General features: G+C 67.8%; 22 protein-coding genes. 10 read left to right on the top strand and 12 right to left on the bottom strand.

The window, feature by feature from the left end:
* Positions 1-49: 49 nt before the first annotated feature.
* Entirely contained in the window at positions 50-1,246 is a 1,197-nt protein-coding gene (locus ACFQEV_RS10900; RefSeq protein ID WP_379699839.1) for a Cdc6/Cdc18 family protein, read from the bottom strand.
* Between the two features lie 355 nt (positions 1,247-1,601).
* Here ACFQEV_RS10900 and glpA point away from each other — a divergent pair, with 355 nt between their 5' ends.
* The 3 genes from glpA to ACFQEV_RS10885 are packed head-to-tail and all read left to right on the top strand — an operon-like array spanning position 1,602 to position 5,966.
* The gene (glpA, locus tag ACFQEV_RS10895; RefSeq protein WP_379695763.1) at positions 1,602-3,404 is read left to right on the top strand and encodes an anaerobic glycerol-3-phosphate dehydrogenase subunit GlpA; all 1,803 of its coding nucleotides are present in this window, start codon (positions 1,602-1,604) and stop codon (positions 3,402-3,404) included.
* A complete protein-coding gene (glpB, locus tag ACFQEV_RS10890; protein ID WP_379695761.1) occupies positions 3,391-4,662 on the top strand; it encodes a glycerol-3-phosphate dehydrogenase subunit GlpB in 1,272 nt (423 codons plus the stop codon). The genes glpA and glpB overlap by 14 nt, the downstream gene beginning before the upstream one ends.
* Positions 4,659-5,966, top strand: coding sequence for an anaerobic glycerol-3-phosphate dehydrogenase subunit C (locus ACFQEV_RS10885; RefSeq protein WP_379695759.1), 1,308 nt, complete (start codon positions 4,659-4,661; stop codon positions 5,964-5,966). Before glpB ends, ACFQEV_RS10885 begins: the two co-directional genes overlap by 4 nt.
* Before the next feature lie 33 nt (positions 5,967-5,999).
* Here the strand turns inward: ACFQEV_RS10885 and ACFQEV_RS10880 are convergent, their stop codons facing one another.
* Positions 6,000-7,277 (bottom strand): FAD-dependent oxidoreductase, encoded by a 1,278-nt coding sequence (locus ACFQEV_RS10880; protein ID WP_379695757.1) that lies wholly within the window; start codon positions 7,275-7,277, stop codon positions 6,000-6,002.
* A gap of 220 nt (positions 7,278-7,497) precedes the next feature.
* Here ACFQEV_RS10880 and glpK point away from each other — a divergent pair, with 220 nt between their 5' ends.
* The 3 genes from glpK to ptsH1 all read left to right on the top strand — a co-directional run bounded on the left by glpK (position 7,498) and on the right by ptsH1 (position 10,423).
* The gene (glpK, locus tag ACFQEV_RS10875; RefSeq protein WP_379695755.1) at positions 7,498-9,036 is read left to right on the top strand and encodes a glycerol kinase GlpK; all 1,539 of its coding nucleotides are present in this window, start codon (positions 7,498-7,500) and stop codon (positions 9,034-9,036) included.
* A 2-nt stretch (positions 9,037-9,038) separates the two neighbouring features.
* A complete protein-coding gene (locus ACFQEV_RS10870; RefSeq protein ID WP_379695753.1) occupies positions 9,039-10,091 on the top strand; it encodes a DUF7973 family transport facilitator in 1,053 nt (350 codons plus the stop codon).
* A 65-nt stretch (positions 10,092-10,156) separates the two neighbouring features.
* Positions 10,157-10,423, top strand: a complete 267-nt coding sequence (gene ptsH1, locus ACFQEV_RS10865) for a phosphocarrier protein HPr (protein ID WP_379695751.1) — start codon at positions 10,157-10,159, stop codon at positions 10,421-10,423.
* Positions 10,424-10,436: 13 nt separating this feature from the next.
* On the opposite strand, the gene dhaM is transcribed toward ptsH1, so the two are convergent.
* The 5 genes from dhaM to ACFQEV_RS10840 form a co-directional block, all read right to left on the bottom strand.
* The gene (dhaM, locus tag ACFQEV_RS10860; protein ID WP_379695749.1) at positions 10,437-10,823 is read right to left on the bottom strand and encodes a dihydroxyacetone kinase phosphoryl donor subunit DhaM; all 387 of its coding nucleotides are present in this window, start codon (positions 10,821-10,823) and stop codon (positions 10,437-10,439) included.
* A complete protein-coding gene (gene dhaL, locus ACFQEV_RS10855; RefSeq protein ID WP_379695747.1) occupies positions 10,820-11,530 on the bottom strand; it encodes a dihydroxyacetone kinase subunit DhaL in 711 nt (236 codons plus the stop codon). The genes dhaM and dhaL overlap by 4 nt, the downstream gene beginning before the upstream one ends.
* 82 nt (positions 11,531-11,612) lie before the next feature.
* Complete coding sequence (dhaK, locus tag ACFQEV_RS10850) at positions 11,613-12,608, bottom strand: dihydroxyacetone kinase subunit DhaK (RefSeq protein ID WP_379695745.1); 996 nt, start codon at positions 12,606-12,608, stop codon at positions 11,613-11,615.
* Between the two features lie 176 nt (positions 12,609-12,784).
* Entirely contained in the window at positions 12,785-15,967 is a 3,183-nt protein-coding gene (gene ileS, locus ACFQEV_RS10845) for an isoleucine--tRNA ligase (RefSeq protein ID WP_379695743.1), read from the bottom strand.
* Between the two features lie 48 nt (positions 15,968-16,015).
* On the bottom strand, positions 16,016-16,615 hold the full coding sequence (locus ACFQEV_RS10840; protein ID WP_379695741.1) for a hypothetical protein: 600 nt from the start codon (positions 16,613-16,615) through the stop codon (positions 16,016-16,018).
* A 152-nt stretch (positions 16,616-16,767) separates the two neighbouring features.
* Here ACFQEV_RS10840 and ACFQEV_RS10835 point away from each other — a divergent pair, with 152 nt between their 5' ends.
* Positions 16,768-17,031: a glutathione S-transferase N-terminal domain-containing protein gene (locus tag ACFQEV_RS10835; protein WP_379695739.1), complete on the top strand. Its 264-nt coding sequence runs from the start codon at positions 16,768-16,770 to the stop codon at positions 17,029-17,031.
* A gap of 45 nt (positions 17,032-17,076) precedes the next feature.
* Here ACFQEV_RS10835 and ACFQEV_RS10830 read toward each other — a convergent pair whose 3' ends face one another.
* Positions 17,077-17,535 carry a hypothetical protein gene (locus ACFQEV_RS10830; protein ID WP_379695737.1) on the bottom strand — a complete coding sequence of 153 codons (459 nt, stop codon included), beginning with the start codon at positions 17,533-17,535 and terminating at the stop codon, positions 17,077-17,079.
* A gap of 154 nt (positions 17,536-17,689) precedes the next feature.
* On the opposite strand from ACFQEV_RS10830, the gene ACFQEV_RS10825 reads away from it, so the two are divergent.
* Complete coding sequence (locus ACFQEV_RS10825; RefSeq protein ID WP_379695734.1) at positions 17,690-18,151, top strand: acyl-CoA thioesterase; 462 nt, start codon at positions 17,690-17,692, stop codon at positions 18,149-18,151.
* A gap of 6 nt (positions 18,152-18,157) precedes the next feature.
* Here ACFQEV_RS10825 and ACFQEV_RS10820 read toward each other — a convergent pair whose 3' ends face one another.
* The 3 genes from ACFQEV_RS10820 to ACFQEV_RS10810 all read right to left on the bottom strand — a co-directional run bounded on the left by ACFQEV_RS10820 (position 18,158) and on the right by ACFQEV_RS10810 (position 20,785).
* Positions 18,158-18,622: a bifunctional nuclease family protein gene (locus tag ACFQEV_RS10820; protein WP_092534988.1), complete on the bottom strand. Its 465-nt coding sequence runs from the start codon at positions 18,620-18,622 to the stop codon at positions 18,158-18,160.
* 71 nt (positions 18,623-18,693) lie between these two features.
* Positions 18,694-19,305 carry an ArsR/SmtB family transcription factor gene (locus ACFQEV_RS10815; protein WP_379695732.1) on the bottom strand — a complete coding sequence of 204 codons (612 nt, stop codon included), beginning with the start codon at positions 19,303-19,305 and terminating at the stop codon, positions 18,694-18,696.
* Positions 19,306-19,396: 91 nt separating this feature from the next.
* Positions 19,397-20,785, bottom strand: coding sequence for a glycerate kinase type-2 family protein (locus ACFQEV_RS10810; protein ID WP_379695730.1), 1,389 nt, complete (start codon positions 20,783-20,785; stop codon positions 19,397-19,399).
* A gap of 53 nt (positions 20,786-20,838) precedes the next feature.
* Between ACFQEV_RS10810 and ACFQEV_RS10805 the strand changes: the two genes are divergently transcribed.
* On the top strand, positions 20,839-22,509 hold the full coding sequence (locus tag ACFQEV_RS10805; RefSeq protein ID WP_379695729.1) for a TraB/GumN family protein: 1,671 nt from the start codon (positions 20,839-20,841) through the stop codon (positions 22,507-22,509).
* A gap of 52 nt (positions 22,510-22,561) precedes the next feature.
* A complete protein-coding gene (locus ACFQEV_RS10800) occupies positions 22,562-23,200 on the top strand; it encodes a zinc metalloprotease (protein WP_379695727.1) in 639 nt (212 codons plus the stop codon).
* A gap of 218 nt (positions 23,201-23,418) precedes the next feature.
* Here ACFQEV_RS10800 and ACFQEV_RS10795 read toward each other — a convergent pair whose 3' ends face one another.
* Complete coding sequence (locus ACFQEV_RS10795) at positions 23,419-23,664, bottom strand: DUF8028 family protein (RefSeq protein WP_379695725.1); 246 nt, start codon at positions 23,662-23,664, stop codon at positions 23,419-23,421.
* Between the last annotated feature and the right edge of the window lie 192 nt (positions 23,665-23,856).

Genomic DNA, 23,856 nt, shown 5'->3' with positions numbered 1-23,856 from the left:
GGGACCGCAAGGAAAGGTGCTCCGCTCTCGGAAGTCGCGACCGAGAACCCTACGTCGCCGCGGAGTCGGCGCCCCGCCGTTCGGCTTCGGGGTCGCCGAGTCGCTCGAACACCCGCATCGGGAAGTTCGGTTCCGGTCTGCTCGGCGGTCGGCCGGGGCCGCCGTCGCCCTCGGCGTCCCCCGCGACGCGGCGAACCACGCCGACCTCCGAGAGTTCGTAGAGGAGGCGCTTGACGGTGGCCGCCGAGAGGTCCACGGTCGGCGCGTCGGCGATGGCGGCGGCGGCGCGGGTGACGGACCCCCGGTCGTCGCCGTCGAGTCCGACGAGTTCGAGGAGGACGCGGCGACGACTGGCCGAGAGCGACCCGACGCGCCCGAGCGAACAGCAGTCGGCGGGGACGCCCGCCATCCCCGCCTCGACGTGGCGGGGTTCAATCCTGCCCGTCGCCGCGTCGGCCGCCTCGACGGCCGCCCCGTAGAGTGCGGCGAGTGCGTCGTGGGCGTCGCCGTCGGCCCACGCCGCCACGTCGCTGACGGCGTCGTGGCCGAGGGCGTGGCGGGCGAGTCCGTCCGAGGTCCGACTCGTGAGCACGTCGGCGAGGGCGTGTCGCTCGTAAGGCGGCACTTCGACCGTCGCGAGGTCCGTGCTCGGCGGGTCGGCGCGGCCGACGGCGACGTGGGAGAGCGACTCCGAGACGGGGGCGAACACGTCGCCGAGGCGTTCGACGGGGAGCGTCTCGGGTTCACCCACGTGGTCCACGGCGACGACGACGCGGCGGGCGTGCCCGAGTTCGTCTCCGAGTCGCTCTCTCACCGCGGCGGTGCCGACGCCGCCGGACGGGACGGACTCCTCGACGACTGCGTCGAGGACGGCGCGGAGCAGGGCGAACTCGCTGGTCGCGGCGCGCGCGTCCACGTAGGCGAACTCCACCGGCGGCGGCGACGACGCGCGGGTGGTCGTGTGGATGGCCCGCGGGTGGTTCCGCGCGGTTTCGGCGAGGCGGTCGAACAGGGCGGCGACGAGGGCCGACTTCCCGGCCCCCTTCGGACCGTACACGTAGGTGTCGTCCGGCAGTTCGCCCGCGAACGCCGGATCGAGGCGGTCGAGCAGTCGTTCGAGCGTCGGCCCCCGCCCGGTCGGTTCGGCGGGGTGTGCGGTCGGGTCCAACGCCGAGATGTCCCGAACCAGCCGGTTCGCCCCGCTCTCACGTCGCCTCCGCCGTTCGATTCGCTCGTCTAATCGCATGCGCGAGTCCTCGGTCATTCCCCCGGTTCACCTCCCGGGAATAAAAATTGAGGGTGTCCCGCCGCCTCGCCCGAAACGGGTGATTCACCGCTCGAAACCGGCTTTTCTTCGAATAACCGCGACGGGATCCGCCGTCGAACTATTCGCGTCGAGTGACCGTCCGTAACTATTGCAATCGTTCAGTTACAAATCGGCGAACAGGGCGACCTCCTTCCGACGAAGCGGCGAAAAACGGGCTGTAGACCGGGTTGAAATGCGAATCGAGTCGTCGAGGCGGAACCTCGCGGATAATTTACGGATTGGTCGGAGCGAGAGGTAAAATAAAGTAGGGTGCGACCAACCATCCGGAAGTGAGATGACTGAAACGCCGAGCGTCCTCGTCATCGGCGGGGGTTCGACCGGGTGCGGCATCGCGCGGGACTTAGCGATGCGCGGGCTCGACGTCACCCTCGTCGAGAAGGGGAACCTGACCCACGGGACGACGGGTCGGATGCACGGCCTGCTCCACAGCGGCGGTCGGTACGCCGTCTCGGACCAGGCGTCAGCGAAGGAGTGCATCGAGGAGAACCGCGTCCTGCGCCGTATAGCGAGCCACTGCGTCGAGATGACCGGGGGGCTGTTCGTCCAGCGACCCGAGGACGACGACGAGTACTTCGAGGAGAAACTGGAGGGCTGCCGCGAGTGCGGGATTCCCGCGGAGGTGCTCTCCGCCGAGGAGGCCCGCGAGATGGAACCGTACCTCGCGGACGACATCAAGCGGGCCATCCGCGTCCCCGACGGGGCGGTGGACCCGTTCCGCCTCTGCGTCGCCAACGCCGCCAGCGCCGTCGAACACGGCGCGCGCATCGAGACGCACGCCGAAGTCACCGACGTCCTCGTCAAGGGCGGCGAAGTCGTCGGCGTCGAAGTGGAACACCAGTCCGGAGAGGGCGTGCACGTCCACGGCCGACCCGGAACGACCGAGGAGATTCGCGCCGACTACGTCGTGAACGCGACGGGCGCGTGGGCCGGCCGAATCGGCGACATGGCCGGCGTGGACGTGGAAGTCCGCCCCTCGAAGGGCGTCATGACCATCATGAACGTCCGGCAGGTCGACACCGTCGTCAACCGGTGCCGACCGAAGGGCGACGCCGACATCGTCGTCCCCCACGAGACGACGTGCATCCTCGGGACGACCGACGAGGAAGTCGAGGACCCCGAGGACTACCCCGAGGAGGGGTGGGAGGTGGACCTGATGATAGACACCCTCTCGGAGTTGGTGCCCATCCTCTCGGAGGCCCGCACCATCCGGTCGTTCTGGGGCGTCCGCCCCCTGTACGAACCGCCGGGGACGGGAACGACCGACTCGACGGACATCACGCGCGATTTCTTCCTCTTGGACCACGACGAGAGGGACGACCTGCCGGGGATGTCCTCCATCGTCGGCGGGAAGTTCACCACCTACCGCATGATGGCCGAGCAGATTTCCGACCACGTCTGCGGGAAACTCGGCGTCGAGGCGGAGTGCCGCACCGCGGAGGTTCCGCTTCCGGGGTCGGAGGACTTCACCGTCCTGCGCGACTACATGGAGGACTTCGGCATCCGGTCGCCCATCGGGCGGCGGAGCGCCCAGCGCCTCGGGTCGCGCGCGGACGAGGTACTCGGCGGGTGGGAGGGCCCCAACCCCGTCGTCTGCGACTGCGAGGCGGTCACCCGCGCGGAGATTCAGGACGCCATCGACTCCTCGGGGACGGACCTCAACGCCGTCCGCATCCGCACGCGCGCCTCGATGGGCAACTGTCAGGGCGCGATGTGCTGTCACCGCATGGCGAACGAACTGTTCCCGCAGTACGACGAACTCGTCGTCCGCGATTCGCTGGACGACCTGTACCAGGAGCGCTGGAAGGGCGAACGCCACGCCCTCTGGGGCGAGCAGTTGTCGCAGGCGATGCTGAAGCACATGCTCCACGCGACGACGATGAACCGCGACGGCGACGCGGCGTCCCGAGACGAACCGGTCGACTTCGGCGCGTTCGACGCCGGACCGGACGCCGCCTCGGACGCGGCGGGGACGGGAGCGGACAGGGCGGCGACCGACGGCGGTCCCGACCACGTCGGGAGCACGTCGGACCTTCGGTCCGGCGGTGGGAGAAAAGGGGGCGACGATGCCAATTCGTGAGGACGTGGTGGTCATCGGCGGCGGCCTCGCCGGGAGCATCGCGGCACTCGCGGCCGCCGAGTCCGGCGCGAGCGTCAGACTCGTCTCCCACAAGAAGAGCACGCTCCGGCAGGCGAGCGGCCTGATAGACGTGCTCGGCTACGTGGACGGCGAGGGACCGCACGCCGACCCGTTCGCGGCGATGGCCGAGTTGCCCGACGAACACCCCTACAGCGTCGTCGGCGAGGATGCGGTCCGCGAGGGACTGCGCCTCTTCGACGAGGCGGTGGGCGACGCCTACCGCGGCGGCCACACCGACGCGAACGCCCTCGTGCCGACCCACGCCGGGACGGTGAAACCGACGGCTCGCTACCCCGAGTCCGTCGCTCCCGGCCTCGCCAGCGTCGAGGAGGACGCCCTGCTGGTCGGCTTCGAGACGCTCACCGACTTCGAGGCACCCCTCGCGGCGGAGCACATCGACGCCTCGGGCGTCCCCTTCGACGTCCGCGGCGCGACGCTCCGCTTCCCGATGGAGTTCCGCGCCGACGCGAAGGTGACGCGGTACGCGCAGGCCTTAGACGAGGACGAACGGCTCAACGACGGAACGGGCGTGCGCCGCGCCGTCGCGGAAGCCGTCGCCGACGAACTCGACGGCGAGGCGCGCGTCGGGTTCCCGGCGATGCTCGGCGACGACAACGCCGAGGAGGTGCGCCAAGACCTCTCCGAACGCATCGGCGCGACGGTGTTCGAGGTGCCGACGGGGCCGCCGAGTCTGCTCGGTCTCAGCCTCGAAGACCTGCTGTTCGACGCCCTCAACGAGGCGGGCGTCCGCATGTCGGTGGGCAACCCCGTCTTGGACTACGAGGCCGAGAACGGCCGAATCGAGGCCGTGTACGTGGACCAGAAGCACAAGCGCGTCCCCTACCACGCCGAGGAGTTCGTCCTCGCGACGGGCGGACTCGTCGGCAAGGGCGTCCGGTCGAACCGCGAACGGGTCGAAGAGCCCGTGTTCGGCCTCCGCGTGCCGCACCCGGAGGACCGCTACGAGTGGTCCGAGTCGGAGGCGTTCGGCGACCACGCCTTCGCCCGGTTCGGCGTCGTCCCGGACGGCGAGATGCGACCGACGACGGAGACGGGAGAACCGCAGTTCGAGAATCTCCGCGCGGCCGGCGGCGTCGTCGGCGGGGCGAACGTGGCCCGCGAGAACTCCGCGGGCGGCGTCTCCCTCGCGACGGCGGCCGTCGCCGGCACCCGCGCGGGCGAGGAGGTACGCAGATGAGCGACGCAGAATCACAGATAGACGCAGACTTCGGAACGACGGAACAGGACGACTTCGAACCGGTGCAGGTGTTCGACGACGGGACGGGGATGGACCTCCGCCCCGGCGCGGACAACTGCTACAAATGCACCTCCTGCGACACCTCCTGCCCGGTGGCGGAGGTGGACGACGACTTCCCGGGGCCGAAGTTCCAAGGCCCAGAGCAGTGGCGTCTCAAGCGCAAGGAGGACACCGACATCGACGGCTCCGTCATGAAGTGTTCGAACTGCATGCGCTGTGACGACGCCTGCCCGTCGGGCGTCCCCCTCAGCCAGATGCACAACACCGCCCGCGGGGAGTACGTCGAGAACCACATGGACAAACTCTCCGCGGAGTACATCCGCAACCGCATCCTCTCGAACTACCGCACGTCGGCGGAGATAGCGTCGAAGGTGCCGCGACTGGCGAACATCGCGATGAACTTCGGCCCCGCGCGGTGGGTGATGGAGAAGACGCTCGGCGTCACCGCCGAACGGGAGTTCCCCGAGTTCGCCCGGCAGACGTTCCGCGAGTGGTGGGAGGAACGCGGCGGCCCGCAGGTTCGCTCCGAGGAGAAACGCGTCGCCTACTTCCACGGCTGTTACTCGAACTACAACACGCCAGAAGTCGGCAAGGCGATGGTCCGCGTCTTCGAGGAGTTCGGCTACGAAGTCGTCGTCCCCCAACAGCGCTGTTCGGGCACGCCCATGTTCGCGAACGGGATGCTCGACGACGCCAAGCGCGCGGCGGGCATCAACGTCGAGAACTTCTCCGGCCTCATCCCGGAGGGCTACGACATCATCGCCTCCTGTACCTCCTGTTCGCTGTCGCTCAAACAGGAGTACCCCGAACTGTTCGACATCGACGGGATTCAGGACCTCTCGTCGCACACCTACGAGGCGATAGAGTACCTCCGCATCCACGAGGACGTGGAGGGCGCAGTCGCGGACGCCTCCGTCCCGGACCAGGCGTTCGCCTACCACGCGCCGTGCCACGCCCGGAATCAGGGACTCAACCGACAGTCGGTCGAACTGTTCCGCGAGTTGGACGGCGTCACCATCGAGGACGTCGGCGACTCCTGTTCCGGCATCTCCGGCACCTACGGCTGGAAGGAGGAGAAGTACGAGACGTCGATGAAGATAGGCGAGGAGATGTTCGACCACATGCACCACGCCGAGGGGAACGTCGGCATGACGGAGTGTCCCACCTGCTCGATGCAGATGGAGCACGGTACCGGCTACGACATCAAACACCCCCTCCAACTGCTCGAAGAAGCGCTGGTCTGAGCGCCGTCGGGTCGGCGCGGTGCGGTTCTCTTTTCAGTCCTCTCTGCGCACCGACGGACTGAGAACGTCCTCGTCGCTCGGCGACCGGGCGTCGAACGCCTCCACGAACGCGTCGAGTCGTTCGGGGTCGTCCGCCCCCGGCAGGCGGCGTTCGTCGGTGACGCACGCTTCGTCCGCGCCGAGTCGGTCGGCGACGAGGTCAGACATCTGCTCGGCCATCACGCGGTACGTCGTCAGTTTCCCGCCGACGATGCTCGCGAAGTTCTCGACGTTCTCGCCGGGCGACGCCGAACGGCCCGCCGCGGTTTCGTCGTCGGGGTCCGCGGCGTGGTCGACGACGAAGAACCCGCGCGAGATGCCGCGGCCGCCGCGACTCGCCTCGTCGGGCGCGTAGAGGGGGCGAACGCCCCACCACCGCCGGGACACCTCGGCGTCCGCGACGGGCGGAAGCATCTTCGAGCACTCGTCGAACATCGCCTCCACCTCCCACTCTTCCTCCTCGAAGTCGTCGGGGTCGTCCACCTCGACGCTCGTCGTCCCGAGGACCACCTCGTGGTCGTGCGGGACGACGATGTCCCCGTCGGCGGGCGGGCGACACCGGTTCAACACGGGGTCGAGGCCGTCGTAGTAGACGGATACCATCACGCCCTTCGTCGGCCGCATCTCCAACTCGACGCCCGCCATCGCGGCGACTTGGCCCGCCCACGTCCCGGTGGCGTTGACGACGTAGTCGGGTTCGACGTCCTCCGCGCCGCCGAGTTCGACGCGGACGATGCGGCCGCCCTCGACCGTCATCCCCTCGACGGGGGCGTGGGTGAGTATCGTCGCCCCGTTGTCGCGGGCGTCGGCGGCGTTGGCGGCGGCGAGGCGGGAGGGGTAGACGACGCCGTCCGGGACGGCCATCGCGCGAACCGCGTCCTCCGAGAGGCCAGGGACGCGACGCCGCGCCTCGTCGCCGTCTATCACCTCCGCGGGGATGCCCAGTTCCTCGCAGGCCTCGCGCTTCTCCTCGAAGTACGCCGGGTCGTCGTCTTCGAGTTGGACGAACAGACCGCCGCTCTCGCGGATGCACTCGCCCGCGATGCGTCGCAGGATGCGGTTCTCCTCGATGCACTCCTCCGCGCCGACCGGGTCGGCCTCGGCGTAGCGTGCACCGCTGTGAAGCAGACTGTGCGACCGACCCGACGTCCCGCCCGCGAGTCCGCGTCGCTCCGCGAGGGTGACGTCGAGGCCGCGGAGTGCGAGGTCGCGGGCGATGCCCGTCCCGGTCGCGCCGCCGCCGACGACGAGAACCTCGGTCGTATCCACCATTGGAAGACGTTGGGCACTGCGCGGTTTGGAACTGACGGCGGACGGGTTAGATTCGAATAACTTCGTTATGTATTTCCATATAGTTCAAGATCCGTTGGAATTTCACCCTCGTTTTCGTGGAAACATTTAATGGATCGCCTAGTTATTTGTTAGCACGTTCGGCGTCTATCCTGACGCCGGCGGCGGGTTCCGCCCGTCGCGGTACGGAGTTGGTGACACAATGGCACAAGATACCTACATCGGGGCAGTTGACCAGGGAACGACGGGAACGAGATTCATGGTGTTCGACCACAGCGGCAAGGTGGTCGCGAACGCCTACCAGAAGCACGAACAGATATACCCGGAACCGGGGTGGGTCGAACACGACCCCGAGGAGATCTGGGAGAACACGCAGGACGTAATCCAGGAAGCGCTGGGGAACGCCGACCTGAGCGCCGACCAGTTGGAAGCCATCGGCATCACGAACCAGCGCGAGACGACGCTCATCTGGGATCGAGAGAGCGGTCGACCGCTCAACAACGCCATCGTCTGGCAGGACCGACGCACCACCGACCGCGTCGAGAAACTCCAAGAGGAGGGCAAGGAAGGGTGGATCCGCGAGAAGACCGGTCTCGAACCGGACGCGTACTTCTCGGCGACGAAGGCCGAGTGGCTGCTGGACAACACCGACCAGATCAAGCTCCAGCGGATGCGCCCCGACGACGTCCGCGAGAGAGCCGAGCAGGGCGAGTTGATGTTCGGCACCATCGACTCGTGGCTCATCTACAAGCTGACGGGGAACCACATCACGGACGTGACGAACGCCTCGCGGACGATGCTGTTCAACATCCACGAGATGGACTGGGACGAAGAACTCCTCGAAGAGTTCAACGTCCCCGAGGCGACCCTTCCCGAAGTACGACCCTCCTCCGACGAGAACCACTACGGAACGACGGACGCCGACGGCTTCCTCGGCGAGGAGATTCCGGTCGCGGGCGCACTCGGCGACCAGCAGGCGGCGCTGTTCGGCCAGACCTGTTTCGACGAGGGCGACGCGAAGAACACCTACGGCACGGGGTCGTTCATGCTGATGAACACCGGCGACGAGGCCGTCGAGAGCGAGCACGGTCTACTGACGACCGTCGGCTTCCAGCGCTCTGGCGAACCCGTGAAGTACGCCCTCGAGGGGGCGATTTTCATCACGGGCGCGGCCATCGAGTGGCTCGAGGACATGACGCTCATCGAGGACGCCGCCGAGACGGAGAACCTCGCGCGCTCCGTGGACTCGACGGACGGCGTCTACTTCGTCCCGGCGTTCACCGGGCTCGGCGCGCCCCACTGGGACCAGCGCGCTCGCGGCACCATCATCGGCATGACGCGCGGCACCCGCCGCGAACACGTCGTCCGCGCGGCGTTGGAGTCCATCGCGTTCCAGACGCGCGACGTGGCCGAGGCGATGGAGTCCGACTCGGGCATCGAACTGACCGACCTCCGCGTCGACGGCGGCGCGGTGAAGAACAACTTCCTCTGTCAGCTCCAGGCGAACATCGTCGGCACAGACATCGTCCGTCCGGTCGTCGACGAGACGACGGCGCTGGGGTCGGCGTACGCCGCGGGCCTGGCCGTCGGCTACTGGGAGACGGTGGACGAACTCCGCGACAACTGGCAGATAGACAGGGAGTTCGCTCCCGAGGACCCCCAGAACGTCGAACAGCGCTACGGTCGCTGGAAGGACGCGGTCGAACGGTCGCTCGACTGGGCGCGCGACGGAGGTGAGTGAGCGTGGCGCTCGCGGACCTATGGGCCATCGAGGTGATAATCGCCGCCTTCGCGGGCGGGGCGTTCGGGGCCGCACTCGGCGCGCTTCCGGCGTTCGTCTTCACCGGTTTCATGGTCATCGCCGGCGAGGCGGCGAGCATCGCCAACGCCGACGCCGGAGCCATCACAGGCTCCGTCGCGTTCGGCGCGCCGTTCTCGCCAGCCATCAGCTTCGCGGGCGGCGCGGCCGCCGCGGCGTACGCCGCCAAGCGCGGCTACATGCAGTCGGGCTTCGACTATCACAACGCCAAGGACATCACGTTCGCGCTCGGGACGAAACCCGACGTGTTGGCGGTCGGCGGCGTCTTCGGCATCCTCGGCTACTGGCTGACGGTGCTCTCGAGCACGTTCGCCTTGCCGTACGACGCCATCGCGATGGGCGTCACGCTCTCGGCGTTGCTCCACCGAATCGCCTTCGGCTACCCGATAATCGGGGAAGTTCGCGGCGACGGCATCCTCGATATGTCGCCGTTCGAGCGGGAGGAACTCCGCCCGGTCGGCGACCAGTCGGCGACGGCGACGGAGGAGAGTCGGACGCCGACCGACGGCGGACAGGAGACGCGTCTGGCGGTCGAACCGTGGCTCCCCCACCAGTACGAGTGGGGTGGCGTCGCCGCGATAAGCCTCGTCGCGGGCCTGTTCGGCGGGTACATCGCCATGGTGACCGGAAGCACATTCCTCGCGTTCGGCATCAGCGCGGCGTCGCTGCTGTTCTTGAACCTCGGCGTCGAGCGGATTCCCGTCACCCACCACATGACGCTGCCCGCGAGCGCCGCGGCCATCGCGGTCACCGGCGGCGGCGACGGGTCGCTCCTCGTGGCTCTGCTGTGGGCGGGCGCGTTCGGTCTGGTGTCCGGGCTGTTCGGCGAGTTGTTCCAGCGCGTCTTCTACGCGCACGGCGACACCCACTGGGACCCGCCCGCCGCGGCCATCGTCTTCGGGTCGTTCCTGGTGTTCGTGATGTACGTCCTCGGGGTCTTCCCCGGCGCGTCGTACGTCCCGACGCTCGGAATCTGAGCCGGATTCCCATCTATTTTTGTACGCATCGGTAACCGTTTAGTCGCAGGCTCTGAACGGGGAGTATGGAACGAACGGTCACAATCGTCCCGGAGGCGGGTCTGCACGCGCGCCCGGCCTCGAAGTTCGTCGAGACGGCAAACGAGTTCGACGCGGACGTGACGGTCGGTCCCCCGGACGGCGACAGAGTGGACGCCCGGAGCATGCTCGCGGTCACCGGTCTCGGCGCGGGACACGGCGACGAGGTGGTTCTCACCGCCGAGGGCGAGGACGCCGAGGCGGCGCTGGACGCCCTCGAAGAAGTGCTCACGACGCCCGAAGACGGCGAGTAGAGTCGAAAACCGCTCAGTCGGTTTTGCGGTAGTCGCGCGCGTCCTCCGCCGAGGAGACGACCGAGTCGAGCGTCGCCTTCTTGCTCGTGGATTCGACGGCCGCGTTGAGCGCACCCTCCAACACGGGCGCGTCGGCTATCTCCGCCTCCACGTCGGTCATCTCGAACGCGAGTTCGGTGTTCATCACGGCGCTCCCCAGATCGACGAGGACGACGACGCCGTCGCCGTCGTCGGCCGCCTCGATGGCCTCCTTGATGGCGTTCGCGTCGGTTCCGATGCCGCCGTCCACGTCGCCGCCGGCGACTTCGATGCGCGCCTTCCCGCCGCCCATCTGCCCGGCGATGTCGCGGATGCCCTCCGCCGCCTTCGAACTGTGGGAGACGACGACCAGCCCTATCATTCGTCGTCACCCGGCGTCTCGTCCGGTACCGTCTCGGCGACCGCTTCCGCGTCGGTGTCGCCGTCGAGGTACTCCTCTGCGGTCTTCAGAATCTCCTCCATGATGATGAGCGTGCTCGTCGCGCCGGGGTCCTGGTGGCCGACGGACCGCCAATCGAGGAAGGAGGCGCGGCCCTTCAGCGCCTTGATGGGGACGGTGAACTCGACGCCGCGTTCGGCGGCGTCCACGGCCTTGGCGAACGCCGTCAGCGGCGCTAAGTCGTCCTGTTCGACGGACTTCTTGTACGTGTGGACCGCCGGGGTGAGCGCGTCCACCATCGTCTTCGCGCCGACGGGGGCGTCGCCCCTGTCCTTCACCTTGTCGAGGTACGCCTCCGCGAACGCCACGGACGTCTCGGCGGTGATGCCGTCTTCGAGTTCCTGACTCGCGGTCATGAGCGACCCGCCGTACAGCGGACCCGCCGCGCCGCCGACGTTGCCGATGATGGTCGTCCCCACCGTCTTCACGATGTCGCCGGGCGACATGTCCTCGAAGTCCTCGGTCTTCTCGGCGACGGCCTGAAACCCGCGGTGCATGTTGTTCCCGTGGTCGGCGTCGCCGATGGCGGAGTCGAGGTCTGTGAGGTACGATTTCTCCTCCTCGATGCGCGCCGCGACGTTCTCGACGGCCGCGATGAGTGCCTCGCGTTGAACGGATTCGTCAGCCATACACCGATAGACGGACGCCGGCGGCTTGAAACTACGCTGTCGGTCAGTCTCCGAAAAAGTCCGCGGTTCGTGACGAATCGGATCAGCGCTTCAGGGCGGGCGTATCGACGCTCGCTTCCAGCAGCTCTTTCAGTTCGTCGTCCACGCGGAGGACGGTCACCGAACAGCCCTCCATGTCGAGGGAGGTCATGTAGTCGCCGACCCACGTGTCCCACACGTCGAGTCCGCGGTCCGAGACGATTTCCTGCACTTTCCGGTTGACGATGAACAGTTCCGAGAGGGGCGTCCCGCCCATCCCGTTGACCATGACGACGACTTCCTCTCCGTCTTCGACCTCCAGGTCGTCGAGGACGTTCGTCGTGAGGTGTTCGGCCACCTCGTCGGCGCTCATCAGGTCGGTGCGCTCGGTGCCGGGTTCGCCGTGGATGCCGATGCCGAGTTCGATCTCGTCCTCGCCGAGGTCGAACGTCTCCTCGCCCTTCTCGGGGGTGATACACGACGTGAGCGCCATCCCCATCGTCCGCACGTTGTCGATGGCCTTCTCCGCGACCTCCTTTACCTCCTCTAAACTGCCGCCCTCGGCAGCCTTCGCGCCGGCGACCTTGTGGACGAAGATGGTGCCCGCAACGCCGCGGCGACCGGAGGTGTACAGGGAGTCCTCGACGGCCACGTCGTCGTTGACGACGACCTGTTCGACCTCGACGCCCTCCATGTCGGCCATCTCGGCCGCCGTGTCGAAGTTCATCACGTCGCCCTCGTAGTTCTTGACGACGCAGAGGACGCCCTCGCCGGCGTCGGCGGCCTGCACCATCTCGTCGAGTTCGTTCGCCGTCGGGGAGGTGAACACCTCGCCGGACGCCGCCCCGTCGAGCATCCCGTCGCCGATGAATCCGGCGTGCGTCGGTTCGTGACCGCTCCCGCCGCCGGAGACGACGGCCACCTTCCCCTCGACGGGGCCGTCGGCGCGTACCAGCACCTTCGTCCCCTCCAACCGCCGGAGCCTATCGGGGTACGCCGCCACCATGCCGTCCAACATCTCGTCCACGTAGTCGGACGGGTCGTTGATGAGTTTCTTCATAGTGCATCGTGATAGATGTCCGAAGACGGCAAAAGTGTTCGTGAGAGGGACGTCGGCGTCGGCCGCGAAAACTGGGGACCGCTTCGCGTCTGACGGCCGCACGGCGACGAATCGCTCGGTCGAACCGACCGGACGCCGAGCGGATACCGCCCGAACGCCGACGAGGCGGAAGAGAGTTACTGCGCGGTCTGTTCGGTTTCGAGTCGTTCGATGCCGATGGTGACGGCGACGCCCTCGACGTCCCACTCCTCTACGAGGTCCATGTCGGCGTCCTCCTCGACGTACGCGGCGGTCCGCGTCTCCTCGGCGATGAACTCCCGGTGGCGGTCTACGAGTTCGGCGATTCGGTCGTCGGCCACGTCGATGCTCGCGTGGATCTCCTCCTCGACGTCTAAGTCGAGTTGCTTGCGCATCTCCTGCACGCGGCGGATGACGTCGCGGGCGTACCCCTCGGCTTCGATGTCCTCGGTGAGGGAGGTATCGACGTAGACGGCCCCCCCTTCGAACTCCGCCTCGGAGATGTTCTCCGGCGGTTCGGCGGCGTACTCGACCATCTCGTCGGTGAGGTCGTACGTCTCGCCGTCGACTTCGACGCCGGACTCGACTTCCTCGCGGGTGCGGCCCTTCACGGCCTCCATCACCTTCTGGGCGTCCGCGCCGAACTCGGGGCCGATGACGCCCATCTGCGGTTCGGCGCGTTCGACCAGTTCGTCGAACGCCTCGACGACGCGGAGTTCGCGGGCGTTCACCCGTTCCCCGAGGAGGTCCGAGAGGGCCTCGACGGCCTCGGCCACCTCGTCGTCCTCGGTGGCGACGACGACGCGCGGGACGGGCCACCGCAGTTTTCGGCCGCCCTGTTGGCGGGCGTTGGCGGCGGCCTCCTCGACGCTCCGGAGGACGGCCATGTGGCGTTCAAGTTCCTCGTCGCGCCACTCCTCGTCCACCGTCGGGTAGTCCAAGGCGTGCACCGTCGTCTCGGTGCCGTCGAGAATCTGGTACATCCGCTCGGCGACGTAGGGGGTGAAGGGCGCGACGAGGCGCACCGTCTCCTGCAACACCGTCGAGAGCGTCGCGTACGCGCCGCGCTTGGAGTCGGAGTCCTCCTCCTCCCACATCCGCTCGCGGATGGCCTTCACGTAGAAGCGCGAGACGTCCTGCGTCACGAAGTCCAAGACGGCGTTCAGGGCGTCGTGGACCTCGTAGTCGTCCCACGCGTCGGCGACGTCCGCTTTCACGGTCTGCAGGCGCGACAGCACCCACTCGTCGACGACGGAGAGTTCGCCCGCGGACAGGTCGGCCTCCGCGGGGTCGTAGCCGTCTAAGTCCATGTACGGGAGCGGGAAGCGGAAGACGTTCCAGAAGATGTTGAGCGAGGACTGCATGTCCGCGAGGCCGTCCCACTCGAACGAGAGGTCCGTCCCCTGTTGGTCGTGGCTGAGGAGGTACGCGCGGAGGGGGTCGCGCCCGGCGCGTTCGATGGCCTCCTCGGGCGTGACGATGTTCCCGAGCGACTTCGACATCTTCCGCCCGTTCTCGTCGTTGGCGAACCCGTGCATGACCACCTCGTCGTACGGACTCTCGCCCGTCGCCGCGGTGGACATGCCGAGTTGCGACCAGAACCACCCGCGGGTCTGGTCGTGCGCCTCGACGATGAGGTCCGCGGGCCACAGTTCCTCGTACGCCTCCTCCTCGCTCGGGTAGTCGAGGGTGCCCCACGTCGCGACGGAGGAGTCTATCCAGACGTCGAACACGTCGGGGACGCGTTCGTACGTCTTGCCGTCCTCGGTGATGGTGATGGGGTCCACCGACGGGCGGTGTAAGTCGAGTTCCTCGGGGTCCACGTCCTGGTCGGCGCGTTCGGCGAGTTCCTCGCGCGTCCCCACGACGACGAAGTCGCCGTCGTCGGCCTGCCAGATGGGAAGCGGGATGCCCCAGTAGCGCTGCCGGGAGATGTTCCAATCGGGCGCGTCGGAGACGAAGTCGCGGAAGCGGTTGTCGCGCGCCCACTGCGGGTGCCACTCGGACTCCTCGATGTTGTCGAGGAGTTCGTCTTTGATGTCGGTGACCGTGATGAACCACTGGTCGGTGGCGAGGAAGATGATGTCCGTGTCGCACCGCCAACAGTGGCCGTAGCGGTGTTCGTGTTCGCCGGAGTAGAGCAGATACCCGGCGTCCTCCAAGTCCTCGACGATGGCGGGGTTCGCGTCGCGGACGAACTCGCCGGCGTACGTCCCGGCGGCGTCCGTGAACTCGCCGCGTTGGTCCACGGGGACGTACACGTCAAGTCCGAGTTCCTGCCCGCGGGCGAAGTCCTCCTGGCCGTGGCCGGGCGCGGAGTGGACGAGGCCCGTCCGGTCGGCCTCGACGTACTCTGCGGTGTACACCTGTCCCGCGCCCTCGAAGTCGGCGTAGGCGTTCAGTTCGTCGGCGAGGGGGTGGTCGTACTCCCAGCCCACCATCTCCTCGCCGGAGAGTTCCTCGATGACCTCGTAGTCCTCGTAGCGGCCCTTCTTCAGGGCCTCCTCGACGCACGGTTCCGCGAGGTACAGCACCTCGCTTTCTCGCGGCTCATCGCCGCTCGAACCGTCCGAGGCGCTCTGCGCCTCGCTGTCGCCGCCCTTCCACGCGCGGACCGCTTGGTAGGTCATCTCGCCGTCGACGGCGACGAACGTGTTCGCGGGGATGGTCCACGGCGTCGTCGTCCAGATGACGAGGCTCCCCTCTCGGTCCCGGAGGGGGAACTTCACGTAGATGGAGGGCGACTCTATCTGGTCGTACTCCACCTCGTTCGCGGCGATGGCGGTCTGACACCGCGGGCAGTAGTTGACCGACCGCTTGCCCTGTTCGACCAGTCCGCGCTCGTTCACCTGCCGGAACGCCCACCACGCGGCCTCCATGTACTCCGGCGAGAGCGTCTGGTAGGGGTTCTCCCAGTCCATCCACACGCCGATGGACTGGAAGTCGTCGTCCATCGCCTCGCGGTTGCGGACCGCGAACTCCTTACAGCGGTCGATGAACGGCTCCATCCCGTACTCCTCGATGTCCCGCTTGGTCTCGAAGCCGAGTTCCTCCTCGACTTTGACCTCGATGGGGAGGCCGTGCATGTCGTACCCGGGGCGGTCCGTGACCCGGTGGCCCGTCATGCGCTTGTGCCGGATGACGGCGTCTTTCAGCGTCTTGTTCCACGCCGTCCCGAGGTGCATCTGCCCCGACGTGTACGGCGGGCCGTCGACGAAGAAGAAGGCCGGGTCGTCGGCGTGGGCCTCCTTCGTCGCCTCGTAGGCGTCGTTCTCGTCCCAGTACTCCCCGACCGCGGACTCGACGTCCTCGGGCGCGTACTGGTCTTCGACTTCGTCCATACAGGAACTGAACCGCGAACGTATATCAAATCCGTGGAACCGCGCGCCTCAGGCCGACGACCACGGAGTCGCGGTCGCACTCCCGCCTCGCCGGTTCCCCCTCTCGTCGGAGAGGGTCACCTCGGCGCGCGAGGGCGCGCGGTCGGCCTCGTAGTACATCACCGAGATGGCGACGAGTTCGTCCGCCTCGCGTTCGGCCTCGGTGAGGCGGGACTCCTCGTACCGGGACATCTCCATCGGAAGCGTCGCCGCGGACCACCCGGTCCACTCCGCGCCCGAGGTACTCCGCGGAAGTGCGACGAACGCGTCCTCGGCCGGCATCTTCACCTCGTAGAGGAGCGTAAAGCCGTTCTCGTAGTCCCCGTTCAGCACCTCGTTGTCGAACGACTCCTCCTTCCGGGGGTAGTCGTCGGTGAACAGGTCGGCGTCGCGCGGCGGAGATTCGGTGAAGAGGACGGCGCGAGCGTACTCGTTCGTCTCGGCCGACAGACCGCCGACGACCCACTGCTCTTCGGCGGGGCGAAGCGTCGCACTCGCGTGGCGGGCGAGTATCTGCCCGCTCAGTTCGCGGCGGACGTCCCCGAGACATCCCGAGAGGGCGGCAGTTCCGGCGACGGCGGTTGCGGAGAGGAGGGCTCTGCGGCGCATCGTCGGTACTGTCGCCCGCAGAGTCTTAAGTCCGTATAGAATGGTAATTCTCCCGTGTAGGGTAGACGCCCGGAGCGGACTGTCCACCGCGCCGGTCGTTCTCGACTCCGGCGACGACACTTGAGTGACGCGAGGGCCAACGACGGGGCGTAATGCTCGAACTGTATCAGGCGGAGGGCTGTCCGTACAGCGAGGACGTTCGGAGCAAACTCACCGACTTGGGCGTCTCCTACGTGATTCACAACCCCCGACTGCCGGGTCACGAGGGCGGCGACGTGAAGAACGAACAGACGCACGGCGAACTGACCGCCATCGGCGGCGAGGACCAGATTCCGTTCCTCCTCGACAGGGAACGCGAGGAGGCGGTGTACGAGGCGGACGAAATCGTCGGCTACCTCGAACTCCACTACGAGTGAGCGTCGGCGGACGGGCGCGGCAGTCGGGCCGTCGGACGCCGACGGTCAGAAGTCGGGCAGGTCGTCCGGCGCTTCGTACTCCGACTCCCACGTGATGTACTCCTCTTTCAGCACCTCGCAGACGAGTTGCCCGAACTCGGTGAGTCCGGCGTTGATGCTCGACACCTCCTTCCACGAGGAGAGTTCGGGGTGGACCTCCCGTTCCTTCCAGTCCTCGGGGATGCCCGGCGCGTGGTAGCCCACCCGGTCCGCGAAGTCGTCCCAGAAGAAGTCGAACCGCGAGACCAGATCGAGGTCTGTGACGATGTTCCACTCGTCCTCGGTCATCGACGCGTCGGCGGCCCACTCCTCGAAGGCGTCCTCCCACGCGCCCTCCCGGAGGAGGGTCGAGAGTTGGTCCCGCCTGTAGTCGTCGTCGGCCGAGACGGTCGTGTCGTCGTACTCGTTGGGGTCCACCGCGGACTTCAGCGTCGGTGGCGAGGGCGTCTCCACGTCGAGCGTCATGGGCGGGTGTTGGTCGTCGCGAGGTATAAGCACCGGCGCACTTCCCCGGCGCACTCGCCGTCGTCCGTCCGCCGACGGCGGGCCGCGGGCGACGACCCCTCGACGCCGTGACAGGCGGTACGCTCATCCCTCCGGCGCGAGAACCCGGTTCCACATGACGGACCTGATGGACACCTACATCGAGAACCGCCAGTTGGTCCAACCGAACCACACGAACAACTACGACATGGCCCACGGGGGCAACGTGATGAAGTGGATGGACATCGTCGGCGCACTCTCGGCGATGCGGTTCGCGGGCGAGACGTGCGTCACCGCCCGGATGAATCAGGTCGATTTCGTCCGGCCGATCCCCCGCGGCGACACGGTGTTCATCCAGTCGTACGTCTACGACGCCGGGCGGACGAGCGTCAAGGTGCGACTGAAGGCGTTCCGCGAGGACCCGCAGACCGGCGAACGCGAACCGACCACGGAGTCGTACTTCGTCTACGTCGCCATCGACGACGCGCGGGAACCGACGCCCGTCCCGGAACTCACGGTGAGTTCCGAGCAGGGCGAACGCCTCCGGGACGAAGCGCTCGCCGGCGAGAAGGGGAAACAGGCCGCGGAGAGTAACTGACGTCGTTCAGAACTCGAAGTCGTCGTCACCGGGCGACTCGCCGAGGTCGAATCGCTCCGGCGGTTGCCCCGCGTCGTCCATCACCTCGTCGGAGACGAGGATGGGGCAGTCCACCCTGACCGCGAGGGCCACCGCGTCGCTGGGTCGGGCGTCGAACACGAACTTCCGCGGTTCGCCGTCCTCGTAGCGTTCGGCGTCTATCTTCGCGTAGAACGTCCCGTCGGAGAGGTCGTCGATTCTGATGGTGTCTATCGCGCCGCCGAACTCCGTTATCATCTCCACGAGCAAGTCGTGCGTCAACGGTCGCTCGAACGGTTCGCCCGACAGCGACAGTTGGATGGCCTGCGCCTGGTCGGTGGTGATGATGATGGGGAGGTACTCGTCTCGCGCCCGCAAGATGACCGCCGGGACGTTTCCGCCCTCGGAGTCCATTCCGACGCCGATACCTTTCACCTCGGCCCGGTGATTCATGGTTCAACGTTGGTCGTCCGGGTATGAATACCTACCCCAGCAGCGAGGGGTTAGGAGCGAATACGCCGCGGTTACTCGGTTCTGACGTACCAGATTCCGTACAATACGAGCAGGACCGTCAGGCCGCCGAGGAAGAAGAGCAGTCCCGGCGGCAGACCGGATGCGGCGGCCGCGGACCCGACCCGCGTCGCTTCTGCGGCCGCGCCGTCGCCGCCCGCCGAGGTGGCGATGGTGCCGCCCGCCGCCGTCCCGCGGGTGGCGACCCACTGGACGAGGAGACTCGCCAGTCCGACGAGTCCGATACCCGCAAGCAGGCGGCGAAGCGACGCGACGAGTCCGGTCGTCTCCTCGGAGTCGGCGGCGACGACGACGAGGGGTTTGTCCGAGGGGGCGTACACCTTCATCTCCCTGCCCTTCTCGGAGTAGACGGTGTCCACGACTTCGACCGCACCGGCGTCCTCCAATCGGCCGAGGTGGTACTGGACGTTCTGGAGGGAGGTGTCCACCGCCTCCGCGAGGGCGGCGGCGTTCGCCGGGTCTTCGTGAAGCGTCGCGAGGAGGCGACGCGCCGTCGCGGAGGAGAGCACCGACAGTATCTCGTCAGCGTCGTCGTCGTCTAATCCGATGACGCGGGGACCGGCGTCTACCTCGGTGTCCGATGCGGTACGCAACAGGGGGGCCATGACAGCGACTACGACGTACTGGGATACAAACTTGTTGTCACGCCGGCCGTCACGATTCCCCTCTGCGCCGTTGTGCTATCGGCGTCGCCCGTCAGTCGCCGCCGGCGTCGTCCGCCCCGCCCCCGACGACGACCACCCGCAGGTCGTTGACGTTCGTCCCCGTCGGGCCGGTCCGAATCAGCGCCCCACGGTCCCGGAGGTAGGGGAGGGCGTCGTTCTCGGCGAGTGCCGCCGCCGCCTCGTCTCCGGATTCGACCGTCTCGTCGTCCACTATCGCACCCGCGACGGTCGTTCCGCCGTCCTCGCCGTCGCTGTCGAGGGCGGCGACGACGGCGCGGGCGTCCAGTTCCCGGGCCGCCGAGAGGCAGAACTCCAAGTTCGGACCGCCCTCGCCGTCGCCGCGGACGGTGACGGTGCACTCGCCGCCGGAGAGGACGACGGCGGGCGGCGAGAGGGGGTCGCCCGTCGCCGCCGCCTCCTCCGCGACGGCGGCGTGCGTCTTCGCCGCTTCGCGCGCCTCGCCGCGGACGCGCGAGGAGAGGACGAGGGCGTCGTACCCCCGTTCGCGGGCGGCGTCCCGGGCGGCCGAGAGCGCCGTGTGCCCGTCCGCGAGGATGTGGTTGTGGACCCGTTCGAAGACGGCGTCGCCGCGGGTGGGCGTCTCGGGCACCTCCCCGGCGGCCCCGCGTTCGAGTCTGTCGCGCACCGACTCGGGGACCGAGAGGTCGTAGCGGTCGAGGACGGACAGGGCGTCGTCGTACGTCGTCTCGTCGGGGGCCGTCGGCCCGGAGGCGATGACGCCCAGGTCGTTGCCCACCACGTCGCTGAGCATCAGTCCGACCACCGTCGCGGGCGCGGCGCGTTCGGCGAGTCCCCCGCCCTTGAGCGTCGAGAGGTGCTTGCGGACGGCGTTGAGTTCCGAGATGTCCGCGCCCGACCGGAGGAGTTCGTCGGTGGTCGTCCGCAGGTCCGACAGCGAGATACCCTCGGCGGGCGTCGGAATCACGGCGCTCCCGCCGCCGGTTATCGCCGCGAGGACGAGCGTTCTCTCGTCCGCGGCGTCGAGAATCTCGACGAGTCGGCGGGAACTCTCGACGCCGCGTTGGGAGGGGACGGGGTGGTCGCCCGGCAGTCGCTCGATTCTCCCGCCGTCGTCGCTCGACTCCCCCGACTCGCTCGACTCGCCGGAGTCCTCGGGATTCGGCGTGACGACGGCCCCCGCGTCGATCCTCTCCCCGAGGACGGCCTCGAGGGCGTCCGCGACTCCGTTCGCGGCCTTCCCGCCGCCGACGACGACGATGCGGTCGAAGCCGCCGAGGTCGTACGACTCATCGGCGACCGTGAGCGTCTCGCCGTCGAGCGACACGGAGTCGCGGACGACGCGGTACGGGAGCACCGCTTCGACGGCGTCTCGCAGGCAGGCCAACGCAGTCTCGTGCGCCGGCGTGGGTGCGTCGGCGTCTAACGTGACATCGCGCATACGTGCGACACGCTCCGACAAGGGTAAAAAGCGTGCCCCGAAAGCGGAGTACAATGAGTGAGGAAGCGGCCGGAGAGGGTCGCGTCCGGGTCGTGGGCACCGCCCACGTCTCCGCCGACAGCATCCGAGAGGTCGAAGACGCGATAGAGGAGGACCGACCCGACGTGGTCGCCGTCGAACTGGACGAGGGCCGCTACCGGTCGATGAAGGGCGGGACCCCCGACGACATCGAGCCAGGGGACCTGCTCCGCGGTAACACCGTCTTCCAGTTCATCGCCTACTGGATGCTCTCGTACGTCCAAGCGCAGCTCGGCGAACGGTTCGACGTCGAACCCGGCGCGGACATGCTCGCCGCCGTCGAGACGGCCGAAGAGCTCGGCATCGACGTCGCCCTCGTGGACCGGGACATCCAGGAGACGATGCAGCGCTTCTGGTCGCGGATGAGCCTGATAGAGAAGCTGCAGATGGTCGGCGGCCTCGCCTTCGGACTCGGCGACGTGCGGGGCGTCGGCGTCGTCCTCGGCCTCCTTCTCGGCTTCTTCATCGGGCCCGTGGTCGCCGTCTTCGGCGGCGGTCTCGGCATCGGGATGCCGATTCTCGCCCGCGTCACCGGCGGCGTCGTCGTCGCCGTCGCCGCGGGCGCTCTCGTCTGGATCCTCGGCGCGGCGGCGTTGGACGCCGAGGACCGCGCCCTCGCCGCAGTCGGCGTCGGCGTCGCCCTCGGCGGCGTCGTCGGGTTCGGACTCGGCGTCGCAGATCCGCTCGTCGCGTCGCTGAGCCCGTTCCTCGTCCGCATCGTCGGCAGCATGGCGCTCGGACTCCTGACCGGCGTGACGCTCGGAACCGCCGCGGGCGTCGTCGTCGGCGCGTTCGGGGGCGGCGCGGGCGACGACGTGGAGGACATCGACATGTCGAGGATGACCGACACGGACGTGGTGAGCGCGATGATGGAGGAGTTCCGCGCGTTCTCCCCCGGCGGCGCGGAGGCCCTCATCGACGAACGCGACGCGTACATCGCCCACCGGCTCGTCGGCCTCCGGCAGTCGGGCGCGAACGTCGTCGCCGTCGTCGGCGCGGGCCACCGCGAGGGTATCGAACGCTACCTCGAACACCCCAAGGAACTGCCGCCGATGGCGTCTCTGACGGGGACGACGGCGGGACGCTTTCCGTGGGGCAAGATAGTCGGGACGCTCATCTCGCTCGTCGCGGTGGGGTCGTTCGTCCTGTTGGCGCTCTCGACGGTGGGCAACAGCGCGCTGATCCGGCTGTTCCTCGCGTGGTTCCTCATCAACGGCGTCTTCGCCGCCGGACTCGCGAAGGCCGCCGGGTCGCGGTGGCTCTCCGCCCTCGTCGGCGGCGCCGTCGCGTGGATGACGTCCATCAACCCCCTGCTCGCTCCGGGGTGGTTCACGGGCTACATGGAGCTGCGCCACACGCCGGTGAACGTCAGCGACATCGGCAGGCTCAACGAGCTGCTGAGCGACGAGGAGAGACCGCTCGGCGAACTCGTCTCGGAGATGTTCGACGTGCCGCTGTTCCGCCTCATCATGGTCGTCGCGGCGACGAACGTCGGCAGCATCATCGCCTCCTTGCTGTTCCTCGCGTACGTCCTGCCCCTGTTCGCGCTCGATTTGGGCGGCGCGGAGGGCATCACGCGGCTGATGCTCGAAGGCGCGCGGAACGGCTGGGACATCGTCTGGAGCGCGCTCGTCGGCGGTTCCTGACCCGCAAGGCCCAATTCCCTCCCCCTCCAACGCTTCACGAGACACCACACTCATGAGTACGAACTCGACACTCAGATTCAGCTCCCGCGAGCTCCGCGACCTGTTGGTCGCGTGGGTGGCGCTCGGTCTGGCGTTCGCCATCTTCTTCGCCGGGGGCGGCCAGCGAGCGCTGGCGAACGTCGTGGGCGGCGGCGTCGCCGGGCCGTTCCTCGTCAGCCTGCTCACCGCGGGCGTGGGCTTTCTGCTCCACGAACTCGCGCACAAAGTCGTCGCCGTCCGGTACGGCCAGGTAGCGGAGTTCCGCGCCGACTACGGCATGCTGTTTCTGGCGATAATGAGCGCGATGGTCGGCTTCATCTTCGCCGCGCCGGGCGCGGTGTACCACCGCGGGCGACTCACCGACCGTCAGCACGGCCTCATCGCCCTCGCCGGACCGGTGACGAACCTGCTTTTGGCCGCCGTCTTCGTCCCCGTCTTCGTCGGCGGCGTCACCCTCGGGTCGTCGTTCCTCTCGCTTCTGGGGAGTCGCGGAGTCGTCATCAACCTCTTTCTGGCGGCGTTCAACATGCTCCCGTTCGGCTCCCTCGACGGGAAGACGGTGTTTGGCTGGAGCAAACTGGCGTTCCTCGCCGTCTTCGTGCCCTCGGTTCTCCTGACTGCCGGGGCGTTCCTCTTCGGACTCGGCTTCTGACGACCCGACTCCCCTCTTTCGCGGTTCGCGCCGACTCGACGGGAGGACGGACGAGATGGAACGAGAGGAGAACGGAGGGGAAGACGGAACGAGAGGCAGAGGGAAAGCGAGAGAAGCGGAGGCGGAGAGTCGGAGACGGAGAGGGGGCGGAGACGCCGAAGCGGGTTCGGCGGGCGGGGCGTCGGGAGGGCTGTCGTCACCGGGTTCGCGGAGCGTCTTCAGCGGCCGTGGTCGTGACCGACGACGAGCGCGAAGACGTTCGCCGCCACGAGCGCGGCGAACACGAGCTGTTCGCTCTCGCCGAGGCCGCCGACGAGGAGCGGGAGATAGGCGAAGGGGAGCAGGACTGCCGCCCAGAAGGTGACGGCCTCCATCGACCGGAGACCCATCTTGGCGGCGGTGCTCGCGACGCCGATGCTTCGGCGAAGGGGGGTTTCGTTGTGGGGGGAAGAGACGCTTGACATAGTTGGGACCGTCGTATAATCCGATAGGTCGGCATCCACATATAGGGGTACGAGCGTTGGCCTGAATTTCTGATCGTTCACCGAAACGCGACGTTTCACCGACCTTTCACGAATTGACGAGAGACGTTTAGAAGTTTCACGGAGCGTTCTGAGACAGTCTAATCGTTCACACTATCGGTAGGTTCCGCTGGG

Origin of the sequence: Halopelagius fulvigenes (genome assembly GCF_042662625.1) — an archaeon.
GTDB classification, from domain to species: Archaea; Halobacteriota; Halobacteria; order Halobacteriales; family Haloferacaceae; genus Halopelagius; species Halopelagius fulvigenes.
Note: the sequence above shows the minus strand (reverse complement) of the source record. Positions and strands in the feature narration are given on the sequence as shown.